The following is a 15,538-nucleotide window of genomic DNA, read 5'->3' as shown; positions in this document are numbered from 1 at the left end:
CCGCGGGGGCGGGGGGGGGCCCGGGGGGGGGGGCGGGGGCCCCCCCCCCCCCCCGGGGGGGGCGCCCCCCGGGGGGGGGGGGGGGGGGCCCCCCCCCCCCCCCGCCTCCTGGACGGGGTCCGGCTGATCAGCCCTCAGAACGGCCCGACCGCCGGAGCGTCTGGTGCGGACTCTCGCCGAACCGCTGCCGGTACGAGGCCGCGAACCGGCCGAGGTGCGCGAAGCGCCAGCGCCGCGCGATGTCGCGGACCGTCACGACCCCGCCCCGGCGGGACGTGAGTTCGAGGTGCACGCGGTCCAGGCGGACCTCGCGGAGGTAGCGCATCGGCGTCACGGCGAGGCGGCGGCGGAACAGGTCCTGCAGACCCCGTTCGCTGAGCTCCGCGCCGGCGGCGATGTCCGCGACCTCGAGGTCCTCGTCCGCGTGGTCGTGCACGAAGCGGATGGCGCGACGCAGCCGGTGCTCGACGTCGGAGCGGGACCGGGTGAACGTCGACAGCACGACCGTGGCCACCCGCCGGTTCAGCGCTGCCCGCTCGGTGGCGTCGAGGTCGGGGTCGAGGATGCGGTCGGTCACCTCGCGCAACAGGGTCAGCAGGGGCTCGACGCCGGGGTCGGCGGCGTCCGGTTGCACGAACTCCGACGGCTCCTCGGCGTCGCCGAGCATCGCGGGCGCGACGTGCAGGAGCGTCATCGCGGTCGCGTCGGTGTCGAACGCGTACGCGACGGGTGCCGACAGCATCATCGGTCGTCCGGGCCCGACGTCCCACTCGCTGCCGTCGTCGGCGGTCAGCGTCGCCCGGCCGTTGGCGAGTACGAAGACGACGTGGTCGGGGCGGGGGCCGATCGTACCGGCCTGCGGCCCACCGGTGCGGATCTTCCGGAGGGAGACGTGCTCGTCGCCGCCGGAGCGGTAGTCGAACGGCTGGTCGGAGGACGTCACGAGAGCCTCCTTTCGACGATCCGCGCGCCGGGTCCGGCGGGCCACCGAACGCTACCGTGACCGTCCGGCGCACGCGAGACCCCCGTCCGCGTCGCGCAACGGGTCGGCCGTTCGCCGTCGATCACGGGTCCGGGACCGCGTCCCAGACGTCGCCGTGCCGGGACAGCACCGTCCACCGCGACACCGGCCAGGTCGTGACGAACGCCCGACCGACGACGTCCGACACCGGGACGGTCCCGTGCGCTCGGGAGTCGGCGGAGTCGTACCGGTTGTCGCCCATCACCCACAGCCGGCCCTTCGGCACGGTCACCGAGAAGTCGGTCAGCGCGACCCGGTCGGAGCCGGGCTGCAGCACGACGTAGGACTCGTCGACCGCGTGACCGTTCACCGACAGGCGCCCCTGCGCGTCGCAGCACGAGACGGTGTCGCCGGGCAGGCCGATCACCCGCTTGATGAGGTCGTTCCCCTGCCCGGGTCCGAGCCAGCCGCCCGGGTCCTCGAAGACGACGACGTCGCCGCGTCGGAGCGGCACCACTCCGGGGACGAGTTCGTTGACGAGCACCCGGTCGCCGACCAGGAGCGTGTTCGCCATCGACAGCGAGGGGATGAAGAACGACCGGACGAGGTACGACTTCACCAGGAAGGACGCCAGCAGCGCGACGACCACGATGATCGCGAGGTCACGGAGGAACTTCCAGCGGGCACGCCTGCGGGGCTCGGGGACGGCTTCGTCGCTCAATGCGTCAGCACCACCTTGACGACACCGATCACGAACGCGACAGCGGCGAGCACGATGCCGCCCCAGAGCCCGAGGAACGTCGGCCGCTTGCCGCTGAACCGCTGCATGAACACACCGACCATGCCGATGCGGACCACGAGGATCACGAGCGCGGCCGTCTGCGCCCACGACGCGGGCAGCCAGCCGATCCACGCGACGGCGTACAGCACCGCGGGGATGAGGCCGGACGTGGCGATCGGGTTCGCGTTGCGGACGATGGTGACCACGGACTCGCGACGGACGTCGTCGGACGCGTCGTCGTCCCCGAGCCCGTGCGCGACCAGGTGCGACAGCACGTGCGCGAGGTACGTGAGCACCGCGGTGCCGAGGACCGCCCACACCGCCGAGCCGTGGTGGATCGCGGCGGGGTCCACGGCGATCGCGGCGGCGAGCACGGTGATGTTGCCGTAGACGTACGACGACATCCGGTCGCGCATCTGCTCGATCGGCAGATCGCGGCGGTCCGGACGGCCACCACCGCGGCCGCCCGCTCGGTCCGGCAGTCGTCGTGTGCGTGGCATCCCTCCATCTTGGCCCGGCCCGGGGCCGCGCAGCCGACAGGACACCGAGTGCAATGGTAGACGTCACGACCATTTGGTTGACGCGTCAACCAAATGGGCGCACACTGGTCGCATGACCACGCAGGACCTCCTCGCCGCCGACACCTCGATGGGCGCCGTGACGCTCCGGGTCGCCGACCTCGACCGCATGATCGGCTACTACCGCGACGGCGTGCGGCTGTCCCTCCTGTCGAACGAGGGCGGTGTGGCGGTGCTCGGGCGGGGTACGACCCCGATCGTCATCCTCGAGCACGCGCCGTCGATGCAGCACGCCGGGCCGCACGACGCCGGCCTGTTCCACACCGCGATCCTGTTCGACACGAAGGCCGACCTGGCCGCCGCGCTCTACTCCGTCGCGACCCGGTACCCGCAGACCTTCACGGGCAGCGCCGACCACCTCGTCAGCAACGCCTTCTACTTCACCGACCCCGAGGGCAACGGCGTCGAGCTCTACTGGGACCGCGACCGCACCGAGTGGTCGTGGACGCACGGCATGGTCGACATGGCCACCATCTCCGTCGACCCGAACGCCTTCCTGCAGGAGCACCTCACGCAGGACGCCCTCGACGGCGCAGCGGCACGCCCCGGACGTGTCGGCCACGTGCACCTGTCGGTCGGGGACGTCGCCACCGCCAAGGAGTTCTACGTCGACCGACTCGGCTTCGCGACCACGGCCGGTTGGGGTGAGGCGCTGTTCGTCAGCGCCGGCGGCTACCACCACCACATGGCGATGAACACGTGGAACTCGCGCGGGGCCGGACGCCGCCAGCTCGCGCTCGGACTCGGTCTCGTCCGGATCGAGGTGCCCGGCGCGGACGACCTCGGCGCCCTGGTCGAGCGGATGCACGACTCCGGGGTGCGGTCGGCGGACGACGGTCGGACGGTCGCCTTCGAGGACCCGTGGGCGAACCGGATCGAGGTCACGGCGCCGGGTCGCGGCTGATCCCACCGCACCGGGACGGACGGTCTCCGGCAGGATGGACCCGTGACTGAGGACATCCGGTGGGAGGTGGTCGAGGAGAGCACGCTGTCGCTCCCCGACCACGAGGCGATCGCAGCGCTCCTGGGGCAGGCGTTCCCGGACTGGTCGCACTGGTACGTGGGCGGCCGCAGCTGGGCGGGCATGCAGCCCGAGCGGCGCGTGCTCGCCCGTGACGCCGACGACGTCGTCCTCGCCCACGTCGGGATCCGCCGGATGTTCATCACCGTCGGCGGCCGGGACGTGCTCGTCGGCGACACCGGCCTCGTCGCGGTGTCACCACGACTGCAGGGCACCGGCAAGGGCCGCGACCTGATGGAGCGTGCGCACGCCGTGCTCGAGGGGCTGGCGCTGCCGTACGGGTTCCTCGGCGCCGGTGAGAACCGGGTGCCGTTCTACGCGAACCTCGGCTGGCACGTGTTCGACGACGTCGTCGCGGACTACACGGCCTTCACGGCCGAGGGCGCCGGGCTGCCGATGACCGACCAAGGCGGCTGGATGGTGCTCCCCGTCGCCGAGCGGCTCGAGGACTGGCCGGCCGGCCCGATCTGGCTGAACGGCCAGCAGGTCTAGGACGGGACGACAGACGGGAGGCGGGGGGGGGGGGGGGGCCCCCCCCCCCCCCCCCCCCGGGGGGGGGGGGGGGGGGGGCGCCCCCCCCCCCCCGGGCCGGGGGGGGGGGGGGCCCGGGGGGGGGGGCGCCCGGCCCCCCCCGGCCCGCGGCGGGGGGGGGGGGGGGGCGGGCCGGCCCCCCCCCGGGGGGGGGGGCGCCGGCCCCCCGGCCGGGGGGGGGGGGGGGGGGCCCCCCCCCCCCCCCGCCTCCCGTCTGGTGAGAGCGGGGCTTACGCCTCGACCGCGACCTTCTCCGGGTCCTCGTTCGAACCGGGCGCGCTCGGCGCGACCGCCGCGCGCACGCGCGCGCCGAGGTCGGCGTCGACGTTCGTCCAGTAGGCGAACACCCGCTCGCGCAGGTCGTCGCGCGTCACCTTCGAGACGTGCCCGGCGATGTTGCCGACCAGGCGCTCACGGGCGGCGTCGTCGAGGACCTCGCGCACCAGGGTGCCGGCCTGACCGAAGTCGTCGTCCTCGGGGTGGAGGGTCGCGGCGGAGCGCTGCAGCGCGCCGTCGGACTCCCAGCCGGGGGTCTCGTCGGTCGCGGCCGGGTCGGCGTGCGCACCGCCGAGAGAGTTCGGCGCGTAGACCGGGACCTCGGACTTCTGGAAGTCGAAGCGCATCGCGCCGTCCTTCGAGTACGAGTGCACCTCGTTCTTCGGAGCGTTCACGGGCAGCTGCGCGTGGTTCGTGCCGACGCGGTAGCGGTGCGCGTCCGCGTAGCTGAAGATGCGCGCGAGGAGCATCTTGTCGGGGCTCGCCGCGATGCCGGGGACGAAGTTCGAGGGGGCGAAGGTCGCCTGCTCGATCTGCGCGAAGTAGTTCTCCGGGTTGCGGTTGAGCTCCATCGTGCCGACCTCGATGAGCGGGTAGTCCGCGTGCGGCCACACCTTCGTCAGGTCGAACGGGTTGAAGCGGTAGCCCTCGGCGTCGGCGTAGGGCATGACCTGCACCTTGAGGGTCCAGCGCGGGTTGTCGCCGCGCTCGATCGCCGCGTGCAGGTCACGGATGTGGAAGTCCGCGTCCTCGCCGGCGATGCGGTCGGCGTCCTCCTGCGTCAGGGTCTTGTGGCCCTGCTCGGTGAGGAAGTGGTACTTGACCCAGAAGCGCTCGCCCTCGGCGTTGATCCACTGGTAGGTGTGCGAGCCGAAGCCGTCCATCTCGCGCCACGACGCCGGCAGGCCGCGGTCGCCCATCAGCCACGTGACCTGGTGGGCCGATTCGGGCGACAGGGTCCAGAAGTCCCACTGCATGTCGTGGTCGCGCAGGTGCGAACCCGGCAGGCGCTTCTGCGAGCGGATGAAGTCCGGGAACTTGATGCCGTCGCGGATGAAGAACACGGGGGTGTTGTTGCCGACGAGGTCGTAGTTGCCGTCCTCGGTGTAGAACTTCAGCGCGAAGCCGCGCGGGTCGCGCCAGGTGTCCGGGGAGCCCTGCTCGCCGGCGACGGACGAGAAGCGGGCGAGCATCTCGGTCTGCTTGCCCGGCTGCAGGAACGCGGCACGGGTGTACTTGCTGATGTCCTGCGTGACGGTGAAGGTACCGAAGGCACCGCCGCCCTTGGCGTGGACGACCCGCTCCGGGACGCGCTCACGGTTGAACTGGGCGAGCTTCTCGACCAGGTAGTGGTCGTGCAGCGCGAGGGGGCCGTCGGCGCCGACACCCATGGAGTGCTGGTCGCTCGACACCGGCGCGCCGGAGTTGGTGGTCGTGGTGGGGGTGCCGGCCGGCTGGCCGGGCGTCGTGTTCTGGTCGGACACGGTTCCTCCTTGGGTGGAACGGTTGGTTCGGTCAGGGGTGCTCGGGTTGCTCGTGGTCCCGGTTCGGTGCCGGGAGCGGGAACGACTGCGGTCGTCCCCGGGTCGGGGTGTCGGCGGTCAGGCCGGGACGGCCACGGTGTCGTCGCGTTCGGCGGCGGCGCACTGTTCGCAGATGCCCCAGTAGGTGACCTCGGCCGTGGTGACGGCGAAGCCGTGCGTCTCGGACGGGGTGAGGCAGGGCGCGTGGCCGACGGCGCAGTCGACGTCCTCGATCGCGCCGCACATCGTGCAGACGATGTGGTGGTGGTTGTCGCCGGTCCGTCGCTCGTACCGGGCGGGGCTGCCCGCAGGCTCGATGCGCCGGACCAGTCCGACGCCGGTCAGTGCTGCGAGGACGCCGTACACCGCCTGGTGGCTCGTGGTGGGCAGCTCGGCGGCGAGCGCGGTGACGATGTCGTCGGCGGTCGCGTGCGGCATGGTCTCCGTCGCGCGGAGGACCGCCAGGCGTGGTGTCGTGACCCGGAGACCGGAGGCGCGGAGCAGGTCGGCGTCGACGTCCATGCTGAGCCTTTCTTTTGCAGAGATCAAGACAACACGGCCACTGTACACCAGGCGATCCGATGGTCGAGCGCGAACGGTGGGTCATGACAGATGCACCACCAGTCACTCCCGTCCCCGCCGCGCTCCCCGCCCGCCTCGTCGCCGAGGCCGCGGGGACCTTCCTGCTCGTGTTCGCGCTCGTCGGCGCCGCGACCTCCACCGCCGTGTTCCCCGACGAGCACAACACGCTCGGGATCGGGCTGCTCGGGGTCGCGCTCACCCTCGGCCTCGTGGTGATGATCGGCGCGAGTGCGTTCGGTCCCGTCAGCGGGGGGCACTTCAACCCTGCGGTGACGATCGGCCTCGCGGTCGCCGGCCGGCACCGGTGGGCGGACGTCGGCCCGTACCTCGTCGCCCAGTTCGTCGGCGGCACGGCCGGGGCTGCCGTCCTCGTCCTGTTCGCCGGACTCGGACCGGCCACCGCCCTGCAGAGCACGCTCGACGGCGGCTTCGCCTCGAACGGCTTCGACGCGCAGAGTCCCGGCGGTTCCAGCCTGCTCGGTGTCGCCCTCGCCGAGACGATCGCGACGGCCGTCTTCGTGACGGTGATCCTCCGCGTGACCGGAGCCCGCGGGAGCGCGGTCCCGGCGCCCGTGGTCATCGGCGCGACCCTCACGATCCTGCTGCTGACGCTCATCCCGATCTCGAACGCGTCCCTGAACCCGGCGCGGTCGTTCGCCACCGCGGTGTTCGCGGGGCCGGACTGGCTCGCGCAGTGGTGGGTGTTCCTGGTCTTCCCCGTGCTCGGCGCCGTCGTCGCGGGAGCGGTCGGTCGGATCGGACGGACGTCACGCGCGGACGACGCGACGGTCGAGCTCGACGCGCCGCGGGCCTGAGCCGACCCGGGCGCGGGCGGGCCGGGCGACCGGCTCGACCCGCGCCTCCCGGAGCTCGTCCGCAGCGGCGCGACGTGCGGGACGCATGCCAGGCGCAGGCCAGTCGCATGCCCCTGGCGGAATACGATGTGTCACGATCCGGTCGCGATCGGCTGGAACGACGCTGGGAGGGCGGGAACCCGCGCTACCGTCCCGACATGTCCATGCAGCAGGGCCTGCCGCAGCAGGCGCACAGCGCTCAGGACGTCCGGGGGATCATCGCGCAGCGGGACCTGGTCGTCGACCTCATCCGGACGGCCTGCGTCGTCCTCGTCGTCTTCGTGCACGTCACGATGGTCGGTGTCGCCGCGGGGGCGGACGGCATCGCGGTGACGAGTCCGCTCCAGGAACTCCCCTGGTACGTCGCCGCGACCTGGATCGGCCAGGTGATGCCGCTCTTCTTCGTGGTCGGCGGCTTCGCCAGCGCCGTGGGGTGGCGTTCCACGGTCGCGCGGGGCGGCGGCGCGCGGGACTTCGTGGCGACGCGACTCGTGCGGCTGTTCCGGCCGGCGATCCCGCTCTTCGCGGTGCTCGCGCTCGGCCTGGGCATCGCCACGCTGCTCGGCACGCCGCCGGGGCTCCTCACCGAGGTCGCGTTCGGCATCGGCTCCCCGCTCTGGTTCCTCGCCGCGTACGGGATCGCCCAGTGCTGCGTGCCGGTCATGGTGCGACTCCACGAACGCGCTCCGTGGCGCACGCTCGGCGCACTGCTCGTGCTCGCCGCGGCCGTCGACGGCGTGCGGTTCGCCACCGGGACGGCAGCGGTCGGTCTCCTCAACCTCGGCCCGGTGTGGCTCTTCGCGCAGCAGCTCGGCTTCCTCTGGGCCGACGGCTGGTTCGCCCGACGATCGCGCGTGCTGCTCGTCGCCGTCGCCGCGGCCGGGTACGGCGTGCTCGTACCCCTGACGTCGATCGGGCTCTGGGCTCCGGACATGCTGCAGGACCTCAACCCGCCGATGCTCCCGCTCGCCGTCCTGGCGATCGCCCAGGCCTGCCTCGTCCAGGTCGTGCACGCCCCGCTCACCCTGCTGATGCGCACCCGCGCGGCCCAGGGGGCCGTCTTCCTGCTCGGCCGGGACGGGATGACGATCTACCTCTGGCACCTGCCGCTGTTCATCGCGCTGAACGGGGTCGCCCTGCTCGTCGGCGTTCCGTTCCCGGCGCCGGGGTCGCCGACGTGGTGGGCGACCCGTGGGGTGGCCCTCGTCGTCCTCCTCGCGGTCGCCCTCGGCACCGCCCGGGCGCTGCGCCGGTTCGACCGGCCGCTCCCCCGGCTCGTCCCCGGCACCGATCGCCCGGCCTGGCCCGTGCTCGCCGTCGCGGCGCTCTGCACGATCGGGCCGGCCTTCGCGGTGATGCAGCTGCACCTGTCGTTCGGGGTCGCCCTGCTCGGTGCACTGGCCGTGCCGGTGGGGGTCCGGCTCCTGACGAGGACCGTGCCGACCCGGGGCGCCGCCCGGATCTGAACCGGTTCTCACCGGCAGGGGCTGCTCCGGGGTGCGTACCGGGCGGAGGATTGTGGTCAGCCGCACGATCCTCGAGGAGGCACCCCACGCCGTCGACACCCGAGTTCTGGAGCACGTGGCACCTCGACCCGCTCGCGGCCGTCCTCATCGCCGTGGCCGCGGTCACCTACGGCTGGTGGGTCGTCGGTGCCGCCAGGCGGGGCACCCGGTGGCCGTGGTGGCGGACGCTCGCCTTCGTCGGGGCGCTCGTCCTGTTCGGCATCCTGCAGTTCGGGATCGTCGGCATCCACGACCAGGACCTCCGGTGGGCGTTCGTGCTGCGGTTGGCCCTGCTCTTCTTCGCGGTCCCCACCTTCGCCGCGTTCGCCGCGCCCGTCTCGTTGCTCCGCTCGGGAGGCCCGGCTCGCCTCGCGCAGGCAGCCTCCGCAGCGCTCGCATCGCGTCCGGCACGGGTCCTCGGCAACGCGGTCGTCTCGCCGCTGATCGCCCTCGCGCTGTTCTGCGTGCTGCTCACCCCGTTCTCGGCGACGATCCGCGAGTCCCCGGCCTGGGCGACGGCGATCACGGTGTTCGTGCCGATGCTCGGGTTCGCCCTGCTGACCCCGCTGTCCGAGCCGGGGATCCTCCGCTCGTCGACGTTCGTCACGATGGAGTTCCTGCTCGCGTTCGTCGAGCTCATGGCGGACGCGATCCCGGGCATCGTGCTCCGGATCACGAACCACGTGCTCGACGGGTCGGTCACGGCGGCGGTCGGGCAGCCGTGGTTCCCGTCGCCCCTGCGCGACCAGCACCTCGCCGGGGACCTGCTGTGGTTCATCGCCGAGGTCGCGGACGTGCCGGTGCTCATCTCGCTGTTCATCCGGTGGCAGCGGTCCGACCGCCGCGAGGCCCGCACCGTCGACGCCCTCACCGACGAGGAGATGGCGGAGCTCACCCGGGCGCACCTGCAGCGCCGCGGGTGACGCGGTGTCGGTGTCGGTGTCGGTCGTGACGCCGCGACATCGACATCGTGCCGGTCGATCGACGGGTGTCTTGTCGACCGATGCACACGCAGTGGATGCACGCGCAGAGAACGACATTCCACGAGTCGATCACGACGTGTCTTGTCGCGAAGACGCCCCGCACGCGACGGAGCCCCGCGCCGCACGAGTGCGACACGGGGCTCCGGGGCTCCGGGCTGGCTCGGACTAGGCGTCGGCGTGCCGCCCGTGGTGGTCGGTCGCGGCGAGCTCGGCCTCGGCGGTCTCCGGCGCGGGTGCCGCGGCGTGGGCACCGTGACGCTGCTCGGACCCCACCACGCTGCCGTCGGACGCAGACGCGGGCGACCCGTCGGACGTGCCGCCGGTCTGCTGCCACGCCACGGTCTGCTTCGGCTTCGCCAGGAACAGCGCGGCGACGATCCCGATGCCGAGCACCACGGCGGGCAGGACGAGCGACTGCCCCATGGCGGTGGCGAACGGCTGCTGCAGGAAGGCCGGGAGCGCCCCGACCTGCTGCTCCGCACCACCGGCGCTCGTGCCGCCGGTGGACGCCGGGAAGTTCGCCGTGATCCGCGCCTCGATCAGTGCCGCGATGCCTGCCGAGCCGAGGACGGCGCCGATCTGCCGGGTGGTGTTGTAGACGCCCGAGCCGGCGCCGGCGAGCTTCGGCGGCAGGTTGCGCGTCGCGGAGACCGAGAGCGGCCCCCACATGCAGGCGTTCGCGAGGCCGAGGAGCGTCGACGGCAGGAGCACCCAGCCCCAGTCGGCACCCGAGGCCAGGAGCGACCCGAACCAGAACAGCGCGCCGGAGAAGCAGGCGAGTCCGAACGCCGCGACCCAGCGGAGGCTCCACCGGTTGAGGTTCTTGCCGACGAGCGGGGCGAGGCCGGCCGAGAGCACGGCCTGCGGGACGAGGAGCAGCGCCGCCTGGGTCGGGCTGAACGTCAGCACGTCCTGCGCCCAGAGCATGATCGGCAGGGCGAACGACGAGATGGCGACGCCGACCGCGGTGATGGCGATGTTCGCGAGCGTGAAGTTGCGGTCCTTGAAGAGGCCGAGCGGCAGGAGTGGCTCACCCTTCTGCACGCCCTGCCACACCACGAAGGCGATGAGCACGACGATGCCTGAGATGATGAGCGACCAGACCGAGATCGGGCCGGTGATGGTCCCCCAGTCGTAGGTCTCGCCTTCCTGGATGCCGAAGACGAGCAGGAACATGCCGACGGCGCTCAGGACGATGCCGAGGGTGTCGAAGCGGTGCCCGTGCCGGTCGAACGACGGGACGAAGCGCTGCGCGAGCACGAACGCGACCACACCGACGGGGACGTTGACGAAGAAGATCCACTCCCAGCCGAAGCCGTCGACGAGCAGGCCGCCCACGATCGGGCCCACGAGCGAGGCGACACCGGCGACGGCACCCCACAGACCCATCGCCGCACCGCGGTTCTGCGGCGGGAAGATGCGCGTGATCACGGCCATCGTCTGCGGCGTCATCATCGCCGCGCCGAGCCCCTGGACCACGCGGGCCACGATGAGCACCTCGATCGAGCCGGCGAGCCCGCACCAGAGGCTCGAGAGCGTGAACACCACGAGCCCGATCTGGTACATGACCTTCGGGCCGAAGCGGTCACCGAGCCGGCCGGTGATGAGGAGCGGCACGGCGTAAGCGAGCAGGTAGGCGCTCGTCACCCAGATGACGGAGTTGATGCTGGCGTCGAGCTTCGCGGCGATGGTCGGCGTCGCGACGGACACGATCGTCGAGTCGACGAGGATCATGAAGAAGCCGACGACGAGGGCCCAGAGGGCCGGCCACGGCTTCTTCTCGGTGGTGGTCGAGACGGAGGTCATCGAGTGGGTTCCTTGCTGTTCGTGGTGGTGCCTGTGTCGGTGGGGACGGCCGGGCCGTCCCAGGGGATGTCGCCGCTCGCGATCCGGTCGGCCGCGGCGTCGAGCCACTCGATCTGCGCGGTGAGCATGGCACGGACGTACGACACGTCCAGCCAGAAGCGGTCCGCGAGACGCTTGGCCTGGAGGCCCGTGGCGGCTTCGTCGTACTGCTCGCGTTCCGTCCGGAGTGCGCGGGCGCGGGCGCGCAGGGCGGTCGCCGCGTCCTCGGCGCTCAGGTTGTCGACGTGGGAGACCGCGAGTTGGAACTCCGGGTACTCGTCGGCGGGCTCGGCGATCATGCGGCGGAGGCCGTCCTCGAGCGCGGTGCGCCCGTGGTCGGTGATCGCGTAGGTGGTGCGTTCCGGTCGGTTGCCTTCTCGCGCGGTGCCGAGCGCCTCGGCGTAGCCGAGGTCCACCAGGCGACCGATCTGGTGGTAGAGCGTGCCCGGTCGGACCTTGACGTTCTGGTCCTCGCGACGCTGCAGCATCGTCTGGAACATCTCGTAGGGGTGCATGGGCGACTCCGCGAGGAGCCCGAGCGCGGCGAACGCGAGGGGCGTGAGCGACGCCATCCGTGCCTCCTGGACTGGTCCGTACCGATTATTCCAAGTGGAATGTACGCCTTCGAACAACCGAGCGCAAGCGCGTCCGACGCGCCGCGCGCGCCCCGTAGACTGTTCGCGTCCCACCCATCCCCGAAGTGCTGGAGTGAACACGTGCCAACGATCGTCGTCGAGGTCATGCCGAAGGCCGAGATCCTCGACCCCCAGGGCAAGGCGGTGGGCAACGCCCTCGCCCGTCTCGGCAAGGCAGACCTGACCAACGTCCGCATCGGCAAGCGCTTCGAGGTGGCCGTCGACGGCCCGGTCGACGACCAGAAGCTGGCCGAGGTCCGCGAGATCGCCGCCGACGTCTTCTCCAACGCCGTCATCGAGGACGTCGTGTCCGTGACGGTCGAAGGCGAGTGACACCGGTGCGCATCGGCGTCATCACGTTCCCGGGCTCGCTCGACGACCGCGACGCCCAGCGCGCGGTCCGCCTCGCCGGCGCCGACCCCGTCGCGCTCTGGCACGGCGACCACGACCTGCAGGGCGTCGACGCGATCGTCCTCCCCGGCGGGTTCTCCTACGGCGACTACCTGCGTGCCGGTGCGATCGCGGCGAAGGCCCCGATCATGGCCGAGGTCATCGACGCCGCCGGCAAGGGGATGCCCGTGCTCGGCATCTGCAACGGCTTCCAGATGCTCGCCGAAGCGCGACTCGTCCCGGGCGCGCACACCCGCAACGCGCACCAGCAGTTCATCCGGCGCGACCAGAAGCTCCGCGTCGAGACCACCGCCACGGCGTGGACGAGCGGCTTCACGGCCCAGCAGGAGATCACCATCCCGCTGAAGAACGCCGACGGCCGCTTCGTCGCGGACGCCGACGAGATCAAGCGCATCGAGGACAACGGCCAGGTCGTGTTCCGCTACGTCGGCGTGAACCCGAACGGGTCGATCGACGACATCGCGGGCGTCTCCAACGAGCGCGGCAACGTCGTCGGCCTGATGCCGCACCCCGAGCACGCGACGGAGCCCGGGTTCGGCCCGGACACCCCCGCGGCGATGGCCTCCGGCACGGACGGCCTCACCTTCTTCACCTCCGTGATCGAGTCGACGCTCGTCAAGTGACGACCACGCCGACGAACACGACTCCAGTGACAGGGAACGACACCACCGTGACGACACACGTCCGCCCGAAGCCCGACACCGTCCAGGACGCCGCAGCCACGCCCGACAAGGAGCAGCCGTACGAGGCGCTCGGGCTGAAGGCCGACGAGTACGCGAAGATCCGCGAGATCCTCGGCCGCCGCCCCACCTCGGGCGAGCTGGCGATGTACTCCGTGATGTGGTCCGAGCACTGCTCGTACAAGTCCTCGAAGAACTACCTCCGGCAGTTCGGCAAGAAGGTCACGCCGGAGATGACGAAGAACCTCATGGTCGGCATGGGCGAGAACGCCGGTGTCATCGACGTCGGCAACGGCTGGGCGGTGACCTTCAAGGTCGAGTCGCACAACCACCCGTCCTACGTCGAGCCGTACCAGGGCGCCGCGACCGGTGTCGGCGGCATCGTCCGCGACATCATCTCGATGGGTGCCCGCCCGGTCGCCGTGATGGACCAGCTCCGCTTCGGCGCGATCGACCACGAGGACACGCAGCGCGTCGTCCACGGTGTGGTCGGCGGCATCTCGTTCTACGGCAACTGCCTCGGCCTGCCGAACATCGGCGGCGAGACCTACTTCGACCCGGTGTACCAGGGCAACCCGCTGGTGAACGCCCTCGCGGTCGGGGTCCTCCGCCACGAGGACCTGCACCTCGCGAACGCCTCGGGTGCCGGCAACAAGGTCGTGCTCTTCGGTGCCCGCACCGGTGGCGACGGCATCGGCGGCGCGTCGATCCTGGCGTCCGACACCTTCACCGAGGGCGGCCCGACCAAGCGTCCCGCCGTCCAGGTCGGCGACCCCTTCGCCGAGAAGGTCCTCATCGAGTGCTGCCTCGAGCTGTTCCAGAAGGAACTCGTCGAGGGCATCCAGGACCTCGGTGCCGCCGGCATCTCGTGCGCCACGAGCGAGCTCGCGTCGAACGGCGACGGCGGCATGCACATCTCGCTCGACGACGTCCTGCTGCGCGACCCCACGCTCACCGCCGAGGAGATCCTCATGTCGGAGAGCCAGGAGCGCATGATGGCGGTCGTCCGCCCCGAGAAGCTCGACGAGTTCCTCAGCGTCGTCGGCAAGTGGGAGGTCGAGACCAGCGTCCTCGGCGAGGTCACCGGCACCGGCCGGCTCGTCATCGACTGGCAGGGCCAGGAGATCGTGAACGTCGACCCGCGCACGGTCGCCGTCGACGGCCCGGTCTACGACCGCCCTGTGGCCTACCCGACCTGGATCGACGCGCTGCAGGCCGACTCGGCTGCATCGCTCGACCGCCCGGCCGACGGCCCCGCCCTCAAGGCGCAGTTCCTGCAGCTGCTCGGCTCCCCGAACCTGGCGTCGAAGAACTGGGTGACGAACCAGTACGACACCTACGTGCTCGGCAACACGGCGCTCTCCTTCCCCGACGACGGCGGCATGATCCGCGTCGACGAGGAGACCGGGCTCGGCGTCACGATCGCCACCGACGCGAACGGCCGCTACTGCCAGCTCGACCCGAAGCAGGGCGCCCGGCTGGCCCTCGCCGAGGCGTACCGGAACGTCGCCGTCACCGGTGCCGTCCCGGCCGCCGTGACCGACTGCCTGAACTTCGGCTCCCCCGAGAACCCCGAGGTCATGTGGCAGTTCTCCGAAGCGGTCGAGGGCCTCGCCGACGGCTGCATGGAACTCGGGATCCCGGTCACGGGCGGCAACGTGTCGTTCTACAACCAGACCGGCACGACCCCGATCCACCCGACCCCGGTCGTCGGTGTCCTCGGCGTGATCGAGGACGTCGCGCTGCGCGTGCCCTCCGGCTGGCAGGACGACGGCCACAACATCTACCTGCTCGGCACCACGTCGCTCGAGCTCGACGGGTCGGCCTGGGCCGGCACCGTGCACGGGCACCTCGGTGGCCGTCCGCCGGCGGTCGACCTCGAGCGTGAGAAGGCCCTCGCGGACCTCCTGCACGCCGCGGCGAACGAGCAGCTGCTCACGAGCGCCCACGACCTGGCGGACGGCGGCCTCGGCCAGACACTCGCCGAGTCGGTGCTCCGGTTCGGGCTCGGCGCCCGCGTCGTGCTCGACGAGCTCGAGGCCCGCGACGGCGTCGACACCGCCACCGCACTGTTCTCCGAGTCGACCGGCCGCGTCATCGTGACCGTCCGGCGCGAGGACGACGTCCGCTTCCAGGGCCTCTGCGACGGCCGCGGCTTCCCGGTGCTCCGCATCGGTGTCACGGACGCCACGAGCGGGTCGCTCGAGGTCCAGGGTGCGTTCGAGGCGACGATCGACGAGCTGCGCGGCACCCACGGCGCCACGCTCCCGAGCCGCTTCGGGGACGTCATCGTCGAGGACGTGACCGAGGGCTACGTCGGTCGGGGTCCGCTCGACGACCACGGCTCGTTCTCGCCGCGGACCGACTCCTGA

15 protein-coding genes are annotated in these 15,538 nt (G+C 71.9%); 8 read left to right on the top strand and 7 right to left on the bottom strand.

The genetic code is table 11. From position 1 onward, the window contains the following. Positions 1 to 127: 127 nt before the first annotated feature. From ACIPKM_RS04360 to ACIPKM_RS04350, 3 genes are all read right to left on the bottom strand, one after another. Positions 128 to 943 (bottom strand): AraC family transcriptional regulator, encoded by an 816-nt coding sequence (locus ACIPKM_RS04360; protein WP_070417011.1) that lies wholly within the window; start codon positions 941 to 943, stop codon positions 128 to 130. A gap of 121 nt (positions 944 to 1,064) precedes the next feature. Continuing rightward, positions 1,065 to 1,682, bottom strand: coding sequence for a signal peptidase I (gene lepB, locus ACIPKM_RS04355; RefSeq protein ID WP_336698983.1), 618 nt, complete (start codon positions 1,680 to 1,682; stop codon positions 1,065 to 1,067). After that, entirely contained in the window at positions 1,679 to 2,242 is a 564-nt protein-coding gene (locus ACIPKM_RS04350; protein ID WP_402736242.1) for a hypothetical protein, read from the bottom strand. The genes lepB and ACIPKM_RS04350 overlap by 4 nt, the downstream gene beginning before the upstream one ends. A gap of 112 nt (positions 2,243 to 2,354) precedes the next feature. Between ACIPKM_RS04350 and ACIPKM_RS04345 the strand changes: the two genes are divergently transcribed. Next, on the top strand, positions 2,355 to 3,224 hold the full coding sequence (locus ACIPKM_RS04345) for a VOC family protein (protein ID WP_092384582.1): 870 nt from the start codon (positions 2,355 to 2,357) through the stop codon (positions 3,222 to 3,224). Positions 3,225 to 3,266: 42 nt separating this feature from the next. Beyond that, positions 3,267 to 3,833, top strand: coding sequence for a GNAT family N-acetyltransferase (locus ACIPKM_RS04340; protein WP_402736241.1), 567 nt, complete (start codon positions 3,267 to 3,269; stop codon positions 3,831 to 3,833). 269 nt (positions 3,834 to 4,102) lie between these two features. Here ACIPKM_RS04340 and ACIPKM_RS04335 read toward each other — a convergent pair whose 3' ends face one another. Then, positions 4,103 to 5,632: a catalase gene (locus ACIPKM_RS04335; protein WP_070417016.1), complete on the bottom strand. Its 1,530-nt coding sequence runs from the start codon at positions 5,630 to 5,632 to the stop codon at positions 4,103 to 4,105. Between the two features lie 117 nt (positions 5,633 to 5,749). Beyond that, complete coding sequence (locus ACIPKM_RS04330; RefSeq protein WP_070417017.1) at positions 5,750 to 6,193, bottom strand: Fur family transcriptional regulator; 444 nt, start codon at positions 6,191 to 6,193, stop codon at positions 5,750 to 5,752. 83 nt (positions 6,194 to 6,276) lie between these two features. Here ACIPKM_RS04330 and ACIPKM_RS04325 point away from each other — a divergent pair, with 83 nt between their 5' ends. From ACIPKM_RS04325 to ACIPKM_RS04315, 3 genes are all read left to right on the top strand, one after another. Continuing rightward, complete coding sequence (locus ACIPKM_RS04325) at positions 6,277 to 7,068, top strand: aquaporin (RefSeq protein WP_402716135.1); 792 nt, start codon at positions 6,277 to 6,279, stop codon at positions 7,066 to 7,068. Between the two features lie 197 nt (positions 7,069 to 7,265). Then, complete coding sequence (locus ACIPKM_RS04320; RefSeq protein ID WP_402736240.1) at positions 7,266 to 8,573, top strand: acyltransferase; 1,308 nt, start codon at positions 7,266 to 7,268, stop codon at positions 8,571 to 8,573. A gap of 50 nt (positions 8,574 to 8,623) precedes the next feature. Next, positions 8,624 to 9,535, top strand: a complete 912-nt coding sequence (locus ACIPKM_RS04315; RefSeq protein ID WP_402736239.1) for a cytochrome c oxidase assembly protein — start codon at positions 8,624 to 8,626, stop codon at positions 9,533 to 9,535. 225 nt (positions 9,536 to 9,760) lie between these two features. Here the strand turns inward: ACIPKM_RS04315 and ACIPKM_RS04310 are convergent, their stop codons facing one another. Then, positions 9,761 to 11,401, bottom strand: a complete 1,641-nt coding sequence (locus tag ACIPKM_RS04310; protein ID WP_402736238.1) for a DHA2 family efflux MFS transporter permease subunit — start codon at positions 11,399 to 11,401, stop codon at positions 9,761 to 9,763. Then, a complete protein-coding gene (locus tag ACIPKM_RS04305; RefSeq protein WP_071303488.1) occupies positions 11,398 to 12,012 on the bottom strand; it encodes a PadR family transcriptional regulator in 615 nt (204 codons plus the stop codon). The genes ACIPKM_RS04310 and ACIPKM_RS04305 overlap by 4 nt, the downstream gene beginning before the upstream one ends. A gap of 144 nt (positions 12,013 to 12,156) precedes the next feature. Here ACIPKM_RS04305 and purS point away from each other — a divergent pair, with 144 nt between their 5' ends. Genes purS through purL form a run of 3 tightly spaced genes read left to right on the top strand, consistent with a single transcriptional unit; the run spans position 12,157 to position 15,538 of the window. Next, a complete protein-coding gene (gene purS, locus ACIPKM_RS04300; RefSeq protein WP_070417019.1) occupies positions 12,157 to 12,408 on the top strand; it encodes a phosphoribosylformylglycinamidine synthase subunit PurS in 252 nt (83 codons plus the stop codon). 5 nt (positions 12,409 to 12,413) lie between these two features. Further along, a complete protein-coding gene (purQ, locus tag ACIPKM_RS04295) occupies positions 12,414 to 13,109 on the top strand; it encodes a phosphoribosylformylglycinamidine synthase subunit PurQ (protein WP_031263015.1) in 696 nt (231 codons plus the stop codon). A 47-nt stretch (positions 13,110 to 13,156) separates the two neighbouring features. Next, positions 13,157 to 15,538, top strand: coding sequence for a phosphoribosylformylglycinamidine synthase subunit PurL (gene purL, locus ACIPKM_RS04290; RefSeq protein WP_229085404.1), 2,382 nt, complete (start codon positions 13,157 to 13,159; stop codon positions 15,536 to 15,538).

Origin of the sequence: Curtobacterium sp. NPDC086286, from assembly GCF_044746255.1 — a bacterium.
In the GTDB taxonomy this organism is placed as follows: Bacteria; Actinomycetota; Actinomycetes; order Actinomycetales; family Microbacteriaceae; genus Curtobacterium.
The sequence above is the reverse complement of the archived record's forward strand: the minus strand, read 5'-3'. Positions and strand labels throughout refer to the sequence as shown.